The sequence below is a fragment of the Streptomyces sp. XM4193 genome (genome assembly GCF_023072595.1).
In the GTDB taxonomy this organism is placed as follows: domain Bacteria; phylum Actinomycetota; class Actinomycetes; order Streptomycetales; family Streptomycetaceae; genus Streptomyces.
Map to the genome: position 1 here is coordinate 15,099 of NZ_JALLGK010000004.1, position 17,019 is coordinate 32,117.

Annotated in this window: 1 protein-coding gene; it reads left to right on the plus strand. The window is 73.8% G+C overall.

Annotated features, from left to right (window positions below):
• Window positions 1-232: 232 nt before the first annotated feature.
• Entirely contained in the window at window positions 233-16,918 is a 16,686-nt protein-coding gene (locus MTQ01_RS24960; protein ID WP_282613654.1) for a type I polyketide synthase, read from the plus strand.
• Window positions 16,919-17,019 lie beyond the last annotated feature (101 nt).

Consider the following 17,019-nt stretch of genomic DNA (forward strand, 5'->3'; position numbering starts at 1 on the left):
CGGCCCCGGCGGCGCCCGCCGTTAGCGAAAACAGTCGAGGGAAATCACCAGTCCTCCGCGCCCGTACCGCCCGCAGCCGGGCCCCGTACGTCCGCAACGTCCCCATGCTCTAGGGAAACACGCAGTCCGAGATCGCCAGACTGGCCTTCGGAACGGTCGGGTCGTGGAGTTCGGAGATCGCCGTTCGTCGAACTTCGCGTTTCCGGAATCTCATGGAGAGGTGGGCTACCTGATGTCGAACGAGGACAAGCTCCGCGCGTATCTGAAGCGGGCTGTCGCCGACCTTCAGGAGGCCAGGCAGCAGCTGAGCGAGGCCGAGGACCGCGATCGCGAGCCCATCGCCGTCGTCGGCATGGCCTGCCGCTACCCGGGCGGTGTCCGCACCCCCGACGATCTGTGGGACCTGGCCCGCGAGGGTGTCGACGCCATCTCCGCGTTCCCCGACAACCGCGGCTGGGACCTGGACCGACTGTTCCACCCGAACCCCGCGCACCACGGCACCACGTACACGCGCGAGGGCGGATTCCTGCACACCGCGGGCGAGTTCGACCCGGCCTTCTTCGGGATCTCGCCGCGCGAGGCGCTCGCCATGGACCCGCAGCAGCGGCTTCTGCTGGAGACGTCCTGGGAGGCGCTGGAGCGTGCCGGGATCGTCCCCGACACCCTCACCGGCAGCAGCACCGGCGTCTTCGTCGGCACCGGGCACGGCGACTACGACGGCGCCTCCCGGGGCCGCCAGGAGGAGGTCGCCGGACACCTCCTGACCGGCAACACCGTTGCCGTGGCCTCGGGCCGGCTCTCCTACACGTACGGCTTCGAGGGCCCGGCCGTCACCGTCGACACCGCCTGCTCCTCCTCGCTGGTCGCGCTCCACCTCGCGGTCCGGTCCCTGCGCCAGGGGGAGAGCTCTCTCGCCCTCGCGGGCGGCGCCACCGTGATGTCGACGCCGAAGATGTTCACCGAGTTCTCCCGGCAGCGCGGTCTCGCCGCCGACGGTCGCTGCAAGGCGTTCGCCGAGGGCGCCGACGGCACCGGCTGGTCCGAGGGTGTCGGGCTGGTCCTGCTGGAGCGTCTGTCCGACGCGCGCCGCAACGGTCACCCGGTTCTCGCGGTGGTGCGCGGTTCCGCTCTCAACCAGGACGGTGCCTCCAACGGCCTCACCGCGCCCAACGGCCCCTCCCAGCAGCGCCTGATCCGCCAGGCCCTCATCGACTCCGGCCTCTCCGCGGGCGAGGTCGACGTCGTCGAGGCGCACGGCACCGGCACCACTCTCGGCGACCCCATCGAGGCCCAGGCGCTCCTCGCCACCTACGGACGCGACCGGGGCGACGCCCAGCCGCTGCTGCTCGGCTCCCTGAAGTCCAACACCGGCCACACACAGGCCGCTTCGGGTGTCGCGGGCGTCATCAAGATGGTGCAGGCCATGCGGCACGGCACCCTCCCCAAGAGCCTCCACATCGACGCGCCGACCCCGCACGCCGACTGGGCGGACGGCGGTGTCGAGCTCCTCACCGACCACACCGCCTGGCCCGAGACCGGCCGTCCGCGCCGGGCCGCAGTGTCCTCCTTCGGTGTCAGCGGCACCAACGCGCACCTCATCCTGGAGGAGGCACCCGCCGAGGAGCGGGTCGAGGAGGAGGCCGAGCCCGTAGCGGTGGACGCCGACCCGGCCAGGCTGGACGCCGGCACGGGCGCCGACGGCCGCTGGCTGCCCTGGGTGATCTCCGGGAAGACCCGTACGGCGGTCCGCGAGCAGGCCGCCCGGCTCGCCGACGCCGTCCGCTCCTCGGACGCCGGCGCCCTCGACGTGGCCCACGCCCTGTCCGTCACCCGTGTCGCCATGGACCACCGTGCGGCCGTCGTCGGCCGCACCACCGGCGAACTGCTCACCGGGCTCGACGCGTTGGCCGCCGGAGAGTCCTCGCCCGCCACCGTGACCGGCACCGCGGGTGAGGGTGCCGGTGGTGTGGTGTTCGTTTTCCCGGGTCAGGGTTCTCAGTGGGTGGGTATGGCGGTGGAGTTGCTTGCTTCGTCGTCGGTGTTTGCGTCGCGTATTGCTGAGTGTGCTGTTGCGTTGGAGGCGTTTACGGATTGGTCGTTGTTGGATGTGTTGAAGGGGGCTGAGGGTGCTGCGTCGTTGGAGCGGGTTGATGTGGTGCAGCCTGCTTTGTGGGCGGTGATGGTGTCGTTGGCTGAGGTGTGGCGTGTGGGTGGTGTGGAGCCTGCTGCGGTGGTGGGTCATTCGCAGGGTGAGATTGCTGCTGCGGTGGTGGCGGGTGGTTTGTCGGTTGAGGATGGTGCGCGGGTTGTTGCGTTGAGGTCGCGGGCGTTGCGGGCTCTTTCGGGTTTGGGTGGGATGGTTTCGGTGGGTCGGGGTGTGGAGGAAGTGCGGTCGTTGTTGGGGGAGTTCGGGGGTCGTATTGGTGTGGCGGCGGTGAATGGGCCGTCGTCGGTGGTGGTGTCGGGTGATGGGGATGCGTTGGATGTTTTTGTGGAGCGGTGTGAGGGGTTGGGGGTTCGGGTTCGTCGGGTTGCGGTGGATTATGCGTCTCATTCTGCTCATGTGGAGCGTATTGAGGGTGAGTTGGCGGAGTTGCTTTCTCCGGTGGTGGGGCGTTCGGGTGGGGTGCCGTTCTATTCGACGGTGTCGGGTTCTGTGATGGACATGGGTGGGTTGGATGGTGCGTATTGGTATCGGAATTTGCGGGGGACGGTGGAGTTCGAGGCGGCGACGCGTGCGTTGTTGGCTGATGGTTTTCAGGTGTTTGCGGAGATCAGTGCGCATCCGGTGGTGGCGACGGGTGTTCAGGAGACGATTGAGGATGTGGGGGTGCGTGCGGGTGTGGTGGGTACGTTGCGGCGTGATGAGGGTGGTTTGGAGCGTTTCACTCTCTCGTTGAGCGAGGCGTGGGCGCTCGGTGCGGACATCGACTGGGGCGTCCACTGGGACGGTGCCCGGACCCGCCGCGTCGACCTCCCCACCTACCCCTTCCAGCGCGAGTGGTACTGGCTGACCCCCGCCGAGTCGGCCGCCACCGCGGCCACCGGGAACGCGGCCGACGGCGACTTCTGGGCCGCCGTCGAGAGCGGTGACATCACCCGTCTGTCCTCCGTACTGGAGGTCACCGGCGACGATGTCGAGGCCTTCGGTACGCTCCTGCCCGCACTCGCCACCTGGCGCCGCCGACGCACCCTCTTCTCCACCCTCGACTCCTGGCGCTACCGCGTCACCTGGTCCCCCCTCACCGGTGCCGACGGCGCGGTCCCCGACGGCCGCTGGCCCGCCCTCGTCCCGGCCGGCCACGCCGACGACCCGTGGGTGGCCACCGTCCTCGGCGCCCTCACCGCCCGCGGCCTGCGCGTCGAGCGCCACGACCTCACCGGCGACGAGGACACCGCGGCCCTCGCCGCGCTCCTCGACGGCCCCGACACCACCGGTGTGCTCTCCCTGCTCGCCCTCGACGAGCGCCCCCACCCCGACCACCCCGCCCTGCCGCGCGGCCTCGCCGCCGCCAAGGACCTGGTGCATGCCCTGTCCGGCAGCGGAGCCCGCCTCTGGGCCCTCACCCGGGGCGCCGTCGCAGTCGACAGCCGCGACCCGCTGACCTCGCCGGTCCAGGCCGAGACCTGGGGCTTCGGCCGGTCCGTCGCCCTCGAACTCCCCGACAGCTGGGGCGGTCTCGTCGACCTGCCCGCCGCGCCCGACGCCCGCACCCTGTCCCGGCTCGCCGCGCTCCTCGGCGGCACCGAGGACCAGATCGCCGTACGGCCCTCGGGCGCCCATGTGCGCCGCCTCGCCCGGATGCCCCTGCCCGACCCGGCCCCCGCCACCGAGGCCCCCGACGCGTCCGCGGCCGACACCGCGGCCGACGCGTCCGCCACCGACGCCCCCGGCGCCGACGACGACGGCATCGGCGGCTGGGACGCCCACGACACCGTCCTGGTCACCGGCGGCACCGGCGCGCTCGGCGCGCACGTCGCCCGCTCGCTCGCCGCCTCCGGCACCCGCCACCTCGTCCTCACCAGTCGCCGCGGCGCCGACGCACCCGGCGTCGTCGACCTCGTCCGCGATCTGGAGGGCCTCGGCGCCCGGGTCACCGTCGCCGACTGCGACGTCGCCGACCGCGACCAGCTTGCCCGGCTCCTCGACTCGCTCCCCTCCGACCTGCCGCTGACCGGCGTCGTGCACGCCGCCGGCGTCCTCGACGACGGTGTCCTCGACGGCCTCACCCCGGACCGCTTCGACGCCGTACTGCGCCCCAAGACCCTCGGCACCGCGAACCTCGACGAGCTGACCCGCGGTCACGATCTGACGATGTTCGTGCTGTTCTCGTCGATCGTCGGCGTCCTCGGCAACGCCGGACAGGCCAACTACGCCGCCGCCAACGCCTACTTGGACGCCGTCGCCGAACAGCGCCGCGCCGCCGGGCTGCCCGTCACCTCCGTCGCGTGGGGTCCCTGGGCCGACGCGGGCATGGCCACCGCCGACGTGCTCGCCGATCGCATGAGCCACGACGGACTCGCCCCGATGGCCCCCGAGACCGCCGTCGCCGCGCTGCGCGCCGCCGTCGCCGAGGGCGTACCGCACGCCACCGTCGTCGACGTCGACTGGCAGTCCTACGCGGCCGTGCTGACCGCGGCCAGGCCCAGCCCGCTCCTCGGTGACCTGCCCGAGGTCCGTCGCGCCCTGGAGTCGGCCGCCGCCACCGCTCCCGACACCCACGCCCTGCGCGAGCGGCTGCGCGGCCTCGCCCCCGCGGAACAGGACCGCCTGCTCACCGACCTGATCCGGGCGGAGGTCGCCACCGCGCTGCGCCACTCCTCACCGGACGCCATCGACGTCAACCGCGCCTTCAAGGACCTCGGGTTCGACTCGCTGACCGCCGTCGAGGTCCGCAACCGCATCACCGCCGCGACCGACGTCGCCCTCCCCACCACGCTCCTCTTCGACTACCCCAACACCACCGAGGTCGCCGCCCACCTGCGCAGCCTGCTGCTGGGCGACGAACGCCCCGCCGCCCAGCCCGTGGTGGTCTCCGCGGGCGTCACCGACGAGCCGATGGCCGTCGTCGCCATGGCCTGCCGCTTCCCCGGCGGCGTCACCTCGCCCGAGGAACTCTGGGACCTCGTGGCGGCCGAACTCGACGTCGTCTCCACCCCGCCCGAGGACCGCGGCTGGGACCTCGACGCGATGTACGACCCGGACCCCGAGCGGCAGGGCACCACCTACAGCCGCGAGGGCGGCTTCATCCGGGACGTCGCCGGATTCGACCCGGCCTTCTTCGGGATCTCGCCGCGCGAGGCGCTCGCAATGGACCCGCAGCAGCGGCTTCTGCTGGAGACGTCCTGGGAGACGTTCGAGCGCGCCGGCATCGACCCGCAGACCCTGCGCAACAGCGCCACCGGTGTCTTCATCGGCAGCATCACCACCGACTACCAGGTCAGGCTCGGCGGCGCCGCCGCCCAGGAGCAGCTGGCCGGTCACCTGATGACCGGCAACGCCTCCAGCATCGCCTCGGGCCGGCTCTCCTACACGTACGGCTTCGAGGGCCCCGCCGTCACCATGGACACCGGCTGCTCCTCGTCCATGGTCGCGCTGCACCTGGCGCTTCAGTCGCTGCGCACCGGTGAGTGCACGATGGCCCTGGCCGGCGGTGTCACCGTCATGTCCACGCCCGAGCCGTACGTCGAGTTCTCCCGGCAGCGCGGTCTCGCCGCCGACGGTCGCTGCAAGGCGTTCGCCGAGGGCGCCGACGGCATGGGCTTCGCCGAGGGCGTCGGTCTGGTCCTGCTGGAGCGTCTGTCGGACGCGCGTCGCAACGGTCATCCGGTTCTCGCGGTGGTGCGCGGTTCCGCTCTCAACCAGGACGGCGCGTCCAACGGCCTCACCGCGCCCAACGGCCCCTCCCAGCAGCGCGTCATCCGGCAGGCCCTCGCCAACGCCGGGCTCACCGCGGGCGAGGTCGACGTCGTCGAGGCGCACGGCACCGGCACCCCGCTCGGCGACCCCATCGAGGCGCAGGCCATCCTCGCCACCTACGGCCGGGACCGCGCTCCCGGGCAGCCGCTGCTGCTCGGCTCCCTGAAGTCGAACATCGGCCACACCCAGGCCGCCGCCGGTGTCGCCGGAATGATGAAGATGGTCCTGGCGATGGAGCACGGCGTGCTGCCCAGGAGCCTGCACATCACCAACCCGACCCCCGTCGTCGACTGGTCGAGCGGCGCGGTCCGGCTGCTCACCGAGGCCACCCCGTGGCCGGAGACGGGCCGGCCGCGCCGGGCCGGCATCTCCTCCTTCGGCATCAGCGGCACCAACGGCCACCTCGTTCTGGAGGAGGCGCCGGCCGAGGACCGGGCCGAGGAGGAGGCCGAGCCGGTCGGTGCGGACGCCGAGTCCGCCGACGTTTCCGCGGGTGCGGGCGCCGGTGCGGACGCCGACGGCCGCTGGCTGCCCTGGGTGATCTCCGCGAAGACCGGCGACGCGCTCGCCGAGCAGGCGGCGCGGCTGGCCACTCGGGTGCGCGCCTCCGGCGCCGCGCCGCTGGACGTGGCCCACGCCCTCTCCGTCACCCGGGCGCCGATGGACCGGCGTGCCGTCGTCGTCGGCCGGGACACCGACACCTTCCTGGCCGGTCTCGACGCGCTGGCCGCGGGCGAGGCGTCCGCCCGGGTCGTCGAGGCGACCGCGGGTGAGGGTTCCGGTGGTGTGGTGTTCGTTTTCCCGGGTCAGGGTTCTCAGTGGGTGGGTATGGCGGTGGAGTTGCTTGCTTCGTCGTCGGTGTTTGCGTCGCGTATTGCTGAGTGTGCTGTTGCGTTGGAGGCGTTTACGGATTGGTCGTTGTTGGATGTGTTGAAGGGGGCTGAGGGTGCTGCGTCGTTGGAGCGGGTTGATGTGGTGCAGCCTGCTTTGTGGGCGGTGATGGTGTCGTTGGCTGAGGTGTGGCGTGTGGGTGGTGTGGAGCCTGCTGCGGTGGTGGGTCATTCGCAGGGTGAGATTGCTGCTGCGGTGGTGGCGGGTGGTTTGTCGGTTGAGGATGGTGCGCGGGTTGTTGCGTTGAGGTCGCGGGCGTTGCGGGCTCTTTCGGGTTTGGGTGGGATGGTTTCGGTGGGTCGGGGTGTGGAGGAAGTGCGGTCGTTGTTGGGGGAGTTCGGGGGTCGTATTGGTGTGGCGGCGGTGAATGGGCCGTCGTCGGTGGTGGTGTCGGGTGATGGGGATGCGTTGGATGTTTTTGTGGAGCGGTGTGAGGGGTTGGGGGTTCGGGTTCGTCGGGTTGCGGTGGATTATGCGTCTCATTCTGCTCATGTGGAGCGTATTGAGGGTGAGTTGGCGGAGTTGCTTTCTCCGGTGGTGGGGCGTTCGGGTGGGGTGCCGTTCTATTCGACGGTGTCGGGTTCTGTGATGGACATGGGTGGGTTGGATGGTGCGTATTGGTATCGGAATTTGCGGGGGACGGTGGAGTTCGAGGCGGCGACGCGTGCGTTGTTGGCTGATGGTTTTCAGGTGTTTGCGGAGATCAGTGCGCATCCGGTGGTGGCGACGGGTGTTCAGGAGACGATTGAGGATGTGGGGGTGCGTGCGGGTGTGGTGGGTACGTTGCGGCGTGATGAGGGTGGTTTGGAGCGTTTCACTCTCTCGTTGAGCGAGGCGTGGGCGCTCGGTGCGGACGTCGACTGGGGCGTCCACTGGGACGGTGTCCGGACCCGCCGCGTCGACCTCCCCACCTACCCCTTCCAACGGCAGCACTACTGGCCGCGTTTCGCCGACCTCGGCGGCGACGTCAGCTCCGCCGGACTCGACTCGCCGGACCACCCCCTGCTCGGCGCCTCCGTTGAACTCGCGGGCGGCGACGGCCTGGTGGCCACCGCGCGCTGGTCGCTGCGCACCCACCCCTGGCTCGCCGACCACGCCGTGTCCGGCACCGTGATCGTCCCCGGCACCGCGCTCGTCGAGTCCGTGATCCGCGCCGGCGACGTCCTGGGCTGCGGCCGCGTCGACGAACTCACCCTCCAGGCACCCGTGGTGCTCCAGGAGCGCGGCGAGGTCCAGGTCCAGATCGGCGTCGGCGAACCCGACCAGGACGGGAGCCGACCCGTCACCGTGCACACCCGCGCCACCGGACCGGACGGCGACACCGAGGACGTCTGGACCCTGCGCGCCCAGGGCACGCTCGTCGAACCCGGCGCCCCCGCCGTCGAGCGGCCCGAGGACTTCACCGTGTGGCCGCCGCGCGGCGCCACCGCTCTGGCCTCGGACGGCTTCTACCAGACGCTCGCCGACCGCGGTTACGCATTCGGCCCGGTCTTCCAGGGCGTCCGCGCCGTCTGGAGCCGCGGCGACGACCTGTTCTCCGAGGTCGTCCTGCCCGAGGCGGTCGCCGGCGACGCCGGACGCTTCGGCATCCACCCCGCGCTCCTGGACGCGGCCCTGCACGCCGCCCACCTCGCCCCCGGCGCCACCGACGGCCGCACCGTGGTGCCGTTCGCCTGGTCCGGGGTCGCGCTGCACGCCACCGGCGCGACCGCTCTGCGGGTACGGGTCTCCCCGGACGGCCGGGACACCGTCTCCGTCCACCTCACCGACCCCACCGGCGCGCCCGTCGCCGCCATCGAGCGGCTCACCGTCCGCGAGGTCGCCGCCGAGACCCTCGACGCGTCGGCCCGCGCCGCCCGCGACTGGCTGTTCCGGCTCGACTGGACCGCCGTCGCCCCGCCCGCCACCGCACCCGACGCCACCGGCTGGGCCGTTCTCGGCGACCCCGCCGCCGTGCCCACCGCACCCGACGGCAGCGGCGACCCGCTGCCCCGCCGTGCCACCGTTTCCGAGGCCGTCGCACAACTCCCGTCCGTCGCCGTCCTGTTCGCCGGGACCGCCGCCGACGGGGACAGCGCCTCCGACGTCCCCGACACCGTCCTCGACGAGGTGCTCGCCACCGTCCAGGAGTGGCTCGCCGACGACCGCACCGACGCCACCCCGCTGGTCGTCGTCACCCGCGGCGCCGTCGCCACCGCGAGCGGCGACCCCGCACACGATCTGCGCGGCGCCGCCGTCTGGGGGCTGGTGCGTTCCGCCCAGTCCCAGTACCCGGGCCGCCTGGTCCTGGCCGACCTCGACCCGCACACCGACTCCTGGCTCGCACTGCCCGCCGCCCTCGCCTCCGGGGAGCCGCAACTCGCCCTCCGCCAGGGCACCGCGCACGCCCCGCGCCTGACCCGCCCCCGCGGCGACGACGTCCTCGCGGTGCCCGCCGGCGCCGACACCTGGCGGCTCGACATTCCCGAGAAGGGCTCCGTCGACAAGCTCGACCTCGTGCCCTGCCCCGAGGACCTCACCACGCCCGCGGCCGGACAGCTCGTCATCGAGGTGCGCGCCGCCGGACTCAACTTCCGCGACGTCCTCAACACGCTCGGCATGTACCCCGGCCCCGCCGTGCTCCTGGGCGCCGAGGCGGCCGGTGTCGTCACCGCCGTCGGACCGGACGTCACCGGATTCGCCCCCGGCGACCGCGTGATGGGCCTGGTCTCCGGCGGCTTCGCCACCCATGCCGTCGCCGACGCCCGCATGGTCGCGCCCGCCCCCGAGGGCTGGACCTGGGCCCAGGCCGCCTCCGTGCCCGTCGCCTACCTCACCGCCTACTACGGCCTGCGCGACCTCGCCCAGCTGCAGGCGGGCGAGTCCGTACTCGTGCACGCGGCCGCGGGCGGAGTCGGCATGGCCGCGGCCCAACTGGCCCGGCACTGGGGCGCCGACGTCTACGGCACCGCGGGCGACCACAAGCGCGACCTGCTGCGCGCCGACGGCTGGGCCGGCGACCGCCTCGCCTCCTCCCGCACCCTCGACTTCGAGGACAGCTTCCGCGCCACCAGCGGCGGACGCGGCGTCGACGTCGTCCTCAACTCCCTCGCGGGCGAGTTCATCGACGCCTCCCTGCGCCTGCTCGCCCCCGGCGGCCGCCTCGTCGAGATGGGCAAGACCGACGTCCGAGACCCCGGACAGGTCGCCGCCGACCACCCGGCCGTCGCCCTCTACCAGGCGTACGAGCTGCGCGAGGCGGGCGAGGACCGCATCCAGGAGATGTTCCGCGACCTCACGGACCTCTTCGCGACCGGAGCCCTCACCCCGCTGCCCACCGTCACCTGGGACATCCGCCACTCCCGCGCCGCGTTCCGGCACATGGCGCAGGCCAAGCACTACGGCAAGATCGTCCTCACCCTGCCGCGCACCTGGGACCCCGAGGGCACCGTCCTGGTCACCGGCGGCGCCGGTGTCCTCGGCGGCATCCTCGCCCGACACCTCGTCACCCGGCACGGCATGCGCCACCTCCTCCTCACCGGACGGCGCGGACCCGACACCCCCGGCGCCGCCGAACTCGCCGCCGAACTGCGCGAGTCCGGCGCCGAGGTCACCGTCGCCGCCTGCGACGCGGCCGACCCCGACGCCCTCGCCGCGCTGCTCGCCGCCGTCCCGGCCGAACACCCCCTGACCGCCGTCGTGCACGCCGCGGGCACCGTCGACGACGGCGCCCTGGAAGCCCTCACCCCCGACCGGCTGCGCACCGTCCTCGCCCCCAAGGCCGACGCCGTCCGCAACCTCGACCGCCTCACCCGCGACCTCGACCTCGCCGACCTCGTGCTGTTCTCGGCGGGCGCCGGAGTCTTCGGCAACGCCGGGCAGGCCAACTACGCCGCCGCCAACACCTACCTCGACGCGCTCGCCCACCGCCGCCGCGCCGCCGGACTGCCCACCACCTCCCTCTCCTGGGGCCTGTGGGCCGACACCAGCGCCCTCACCGGCCAGCTCGACGCCACCGACCTGGCCCGGGTGCGCCGCTCCGGCGTCCTGCCGCTCTCCGCCGCCGACGGCATGGCCCTCTTCGACGCCGCCCTCGCCGAACAGCGTCCGCACCTGGTGCCGATCCGTCTCTCCACCGGCCAACTCCCCGCCGCCGGCGAGGAGACACCGCACCTGCTGCGCGCCCTGTACCGGGACCCGGCCCGCCGCACCGCCGCCGCGGGCACCGCCACCGGCACCGACGCCCTCCGCGGACGACTGGCCGGGCTCGACGCCGACGACCGGCACGCCGCCCTGCGCGACCTCGTCGGCACCTACGCGGCGGCCGTCCTCGGCCACGCCGACCCCGACCTGCTGCACGCCCAACGCGCCTTCCGCGACCTCGGGTTCGACTCCCTGACCGCCGTCGAACTCCGCAACCGCCTCAACGGCGCCACCGGCCTGCGGCTGCCCGCCACCCTCGTCTTCGACCACCCGACCGTCGCCGAACTCGCCGCCTTCCTCGACGAGGAACTCTTCGACGGCGTCACCGCAGCACCCGCCGCGCCCGTCGCGGTGCACGCCCCGCACGGCGACGACGAGCCCTTCGCGATCGTCGGCATGGCCTGCCGACTGCCCGGCGGCGTCCGCTCGCCCGAGGACCTGTGGCAGCTCCTCGCCGACGGCACCGACGCCATCGCCCCGTTCCCCGCCGACCGGGGCTGGAACCTCGACACCCTCTACGACGCCGTACCCGCCCACGAAGGCAGCTCCCGCACCCGCGAGGGCGGATTCCTGCACGACGTCGCCGACTTCGACGCCGACTTCTTCGGCATCTCGCCGCGCGAGGCCCTCGCCATGGACCCCCAGCAGCGCCTCCTCCTGGAGACCGCCTGGGAGACCTTCGAACGTGCCGGCATCGACCCCCGCTCGGCCCGCGGCACCCGCACCGGCGTCTTCGCCGGCCTGTCCTCCAGCGACTACCTCAAGCGCGTGCGCCACGTCCCCGACGAGATCGCCGGATACGTCAACAACGGCAACGCCAACAGCATCGTCTCCGGCCGCGTCGCCTACACCCTCGGCCTCGAGGGACCGGCGGTCACCGTCGACACCGCCTGCTCCTCGTCCCTGGTCGCGCTCCACATGGCGCTCCAGGCCCTGCGGCGCGGCGAGTGCACGATGGCGCTGGCCGGCGGCGTCACCGTGATGTCCTCGCCCGAGATCATCGTCGACTTCTCCCGGCAGCGCGGCCTCGCCGCCGACGGCCGCTGCAAGCCCTTCGCCGCCGCCGCCGACGGCACCGGCTTCGCCGAGGGCGTCGGCGTCGTCCTCGTCGAACGCCTCAGCGACGCCCAACGCAACGGCCACCGGGTACTCGCCGTGATCCGCGGCTCCGCCGTCAACCAGGACGGCGCCTCCAACGGCCTCAGCGCCCCCAACGGCCCCGCCCAGCAGCGCGTCATCCGCGCGGCCCTGGCAGAGGCGGGCATCAGCCCCGCCGAGGTCGACGCCGTCGAGGCGCACGGCACCGGCACCACCCTCGGCGACCCCATCGAGGCCCAGGCCCTCCTCGCCACCTACGGACGCGACCGGGACGGCGGGCAGCCGCTGCTGCTCGGCTCCGTCAAGTCCAACCTCGGTCACACCCAGGCCGCCGCCGGCGTCGCCGGCGTCATGAAGATGGTCCTGGCGCTCGGCCACCGCACCCTCCCCAAGAGCCTCCACATCGACGCGCCCACCCCGCACGTCGACTGGGAGGGCGACGGCGTCCGGCTGCTCACCGAGGCCACCGAGTGGCCCGCCTCGGCCGAGTCCCGGCCGCGCCGCGCCGCCGTCTCCTCCTTCGGCATCAGCGGCACCAACGCCCACGTGATCCTGGAGGAGGCGCCCGCGAGCCCCCACGAGCCGACCGCGGCGCCCGACGACGACACCACCACCGGGCCGCTGCCGTGGCTGCTCTCCGCGCGCGGCGACGCCGCCCTGCGCGGCCAGGCCAAGGCGCTCCTGGCCCACCTCGACGCCCACCCGCACACCGACCCCGCGGACATCGCGCACTCCCTGCTGACCCGCCGGGCCCTGCTGGAGAAGCGCGCCGTCGTCATCGGCACCGCCCCCGGCGACTTCCGCGCGGGGCTGGCCGCCCTCGCCGACGGCGCCCCCTCGGCGCACGTCGTCAGCGGCGACTTTCGCGCCGGACGCGACCGCAGGCCCGTACTCGTCTTCCCGGGCCAGGGCTCCCAGTGGGCCGGCATGGGCGCCGAACTCCTCGACGCCTCACCGGTCTTCGCGGAGTCCGTCGCCGCCTGCGAGGCCGCCCTAGCCCCGCACGTCGACTGGTCCCTCACCGACGTGCTGCGGCAGGCCGACGGCGCCCCCACCTTCGACCGGGTCGACGTCGTCCAGCCCGCCACCTGGGCCGTGATGGTCTCCCTCGCCGCGCTGTGGCGGGCCCACGGGCTCAAGCCCGCCGCCGTCCTCGGCCACTCGCAGGGCGAGATCGCCGCCGCGGCCGTCAGCGGCGCGCTCTCCCTGGCCGACGCCGCCGAGATCGTCGCCGTCCGCAGCCTCGCCATCGCCCGTGAACTCTCCGGTCACGGAGGCATGGCCGCCGTCACCGCCCCGCACGACGAGGTCGCGGCCCTTGCCGCCGACCTGCCCGGCGTCTCCGTCGCGGCCGTCAACGGACCCGCGTCCGTGGTGGTCTCCGGCGACCCCGAGGGCCTCGACACCCTCCTCGCCGCCTGCGAGGCGCAGGGCGTCCGTGCCCGCCGCATCCCCGTCGACTACGCCTCCCACTCCGCGCACGTCGACCGGCTCGCCGAGAGCCTGCCCGCCGCCCTCTCCGGCGTCGAACCCCGCGAGGGCGACATCCCGTTCTTCTCCACCGTCACCGCGGACTGGCTCTCCGGCACCGCGCTGGACGCCCCCTACTGGCACCGCAACCTGCGCTCCACCGTCCGTCTGGAGGACTCCCTGCGGGCCCTGCTCGACCAGGGTTACGACGTCTTCGTCGAGTGCGCGCCGCACCCGGTGCTCACCGTCGGCATCGAGGACACCGCCGCCGCCACCGGGACCGAGGCCCTCGTCCTCGGTTCGCTGCGCCGCGACGACGGCGGCACCGCACGCGTCCTGACGGCCCTCGCCGCCGCCCACGTGGCGGGCCTCCCCGTCGACTGGAGCCCCGCCGTCGCCGACGGCCTCCCCGTCGACCTGCCCACCTACGCCTTCCAGCGCGAGCGGTACTGGCTGGAGGCGACCGACGCGCAGGCCGACCCGGCGGGACTCGACACCGCCGTCCGGCTCGCCTCCGGCGGAGCCGTCCTGACCGGCCTCCTCAGCCTCGACGCGCAGCCCTGGCTGGACGCCCACCGCGTCCACGGCACCGCCGTCGTACCCAGCACCGCCCTGCTCGACTGGGCGGTCAGGGCCGGTGACGAGACCGGCCTCCCGGTCGTCGCCGCCCTGGACGAACACCTCCCGGTCGCCGTCCCCGAGGACGGCGCCGTCGAACTCCAGCTCACCGTCTCCGACACCGCAGGCGACGCGGACAGCCGCGCCTTCACCCTCCACTCCCGCCCCCGCACCCAGGACCCCGACACCTCCTGGACCACCCACGCCACCGGCACCCTGAGCGCCGCCACCACCGAGGCACCCGTCGACGCCCCGGCCGTCGAGGGCACGGCCGACGACGCGGACGAGACGACCGCCGCCCACGACACCGTGCACCGCGCCGGCCTCGACCTCGCCGACCCCTTCACCGCCGTACGCGCCCTGCGGCGCACCGGCGACACCTGCCTCGCCGACATCGAACTCCCCGAGGCGGCACACGCCGACGCGGCCCGGCTGCGCCTCCACCCGGCGCTCCTCCAGGGGCTCCTGGCCCTCGTCGCCACCCCGCGCGACGCCACCGCCCCCCATCTGCCCGCCTCCTGGCGCACCGTCACCGCACACGCCGTCGGCGCTACCCGGCTCCGGGTCCGCCTCACCCCCGGCGACGACGCGACCTGGACCGTGCAGGCCCACGACCCGGCCGGCGCACCCGTCCTGACCGGCACCGTCACCACCCGGCCCGCCACCCCGGACCGGCTCCCGGCGACCACCGCTCCCGACGCACTGCACCGCGTCGTCTGGACCCCCCACACCACCGACGCCGTCGCCGACGACACCAACACCGCCGGGGCCGACGGCAGTTGGGTCCTCCTTGGCGCCCCCGGACCCCTCAGCGCCGCCCTGGAGCGGGCGGGCGTCACCGTCCGCGTCCACCGCGACCTGGCCGACCTCACCGCCGCCCTCGACTCCGGCGAAACCCCCCACCCCGCCCTCGTCGTCGCCGCACACGCCACCGCCGACCACCCGATCACCACCGACCACCCGATCACCGCCGACCACACCGCCACCGGCGACCACCCGGCCAGGGACCTCGTCACCGATCACGACACCGTCACCGCCGCACACACCTCGGCGCGCCGGGCCCTCGCCCTCGCCACGGACTGGCTGCGCGCACCCCGCTTCGCCGCCACCCGGCTCCTGCTGCTCACCGAGGGCGCTGTCGCCACCGGGCCGGACGACACCGTCCCCGCCCTCGCCGACGCCACCGCCTGGGGCCTGCTGCGCTCCGCGCAGACCGAACACCCGGGCCGCTTCCTGCTCGCGGACACCGACGGACAGGACAGCTCCACCACCGCCCTCGCGCAGGCCCTCACCGGCGCCGAGCACATCGGCGAGAACCAGTTCGCCGTCCGCGCCGGGAGCGTCACCGTGCCGCGCCTGGTCCGCGCCGACCACCCCGACGGCGCCCCCGCACCCGTCACCGCCGCGCCCTGGGGCGACGGCACAGGCGCGGGAACCGTCCTCATCACCGGCGGCACCGGCGTACTCGGCAGCCTCGTCGCCCGCCACCTCGTCACCCGGCACGGCGTCCGCCGCCTGCTGCTCACCGGCCGCCGCGGCCCCGACGCCCCCGGCGCCGGCGCCCTGCGCGACGAACTCGCCGCCCTCGGCGCCGAAACCGACATCGTCGCCTGCGACACCGCCGACCGCGACCAGCTCGCCCGGGTCCTGGCCGCCGTACCCGCCGAACACCCGCTGACCGCCGTCGTCCACGCGGCCGGAGTCCTCGACGACGGCCTCCTCGACACGCTCACCCCCGAACGCCTCACCACGGTGCTGCGCCCCAAGGCCGACGCCGCCTGGCACCTCCACGAACTCACCCGCGACCTCAAGCTCAGCGCCTTCGTGATGTTCTCCTCCTACGCCGGTGTCGCCGGCGGCCCCGGACAGGCCAACTACGCGGCGGCCAACGCCTTCCTCGACGCGCTCGCCGAGCACCGGAGGGCCCGCGGCCTCACCGCGCACTCCCTCGCCTGGGGCTTCTGGGAGGACCGCAGCGCCCTGACCGGCGCGCTGAACGACGCCGACCTCGCCCGTCTGGAACGCTCCGGCATCCGTCCGCTCACCGCCGACCAGGGCCTCGGCCTCCTCGACACCGCGACCCTCCTGGACACCGCCCAACTGGTCCCCGTCCGCCTCGACACCCGCGCCCTGCGCGCCGACGAGGCGCCCCCGCTGCTGCGCGCCCTCGCCCGCCCGGCCGCCCGCCGCACCGCTGCGGCCCCCGTCACCGGAGCAGCCGCACCGGCCGACTTCCGGGCCCGGCTCGCCGAGCTCGACGGCCCCCAGCGGCAGACACTCCTGCACCGCACCGTCCTCGGCCACCTCGCCGCCGTGCTCGGCCACGCCTCCGCCGACTCCCTCGACGCGGACCGCGGCTTCCTCGACCTCGGGATGTCCTCGCTGACCGCCGTCGAACTGCGCAACCGCCTCAACGCCGAGACCGGGCTGACCCTCCCCAGCACCCTGATCTTCGACCACCCGGACCCCGCCGCCCTGGTCCAGCACCTGAGCACCGAACTCGGCACCGAAGCCGAGCAACCGGACCGGGCCGTCTTCGCCGAACTGGCCGTCCTGGAAGCCGCCGTCGGCGGCGCCGCCCTCGACGACCAGGACCGCGTCCGGCTCGCCCAACGCCTCAAGGCCCTGCAGTGGAAGCTCGACGCCACCCAGGACACCGAAGAGGACGCCGCCGACCTCGACACCTCCACGGACGACGAAATGTTCGACCTCATCGACAACGAACTCGGGCTCGCCTAGCCGCCGTCTCCGCCGACGCGCCCGCACCGCGCGTCGGCGGACACCGCTCCCGCCCCAGGTCCGGCCGAACGCGTCCTTCTCGAACTCAGAGGAACCACCCC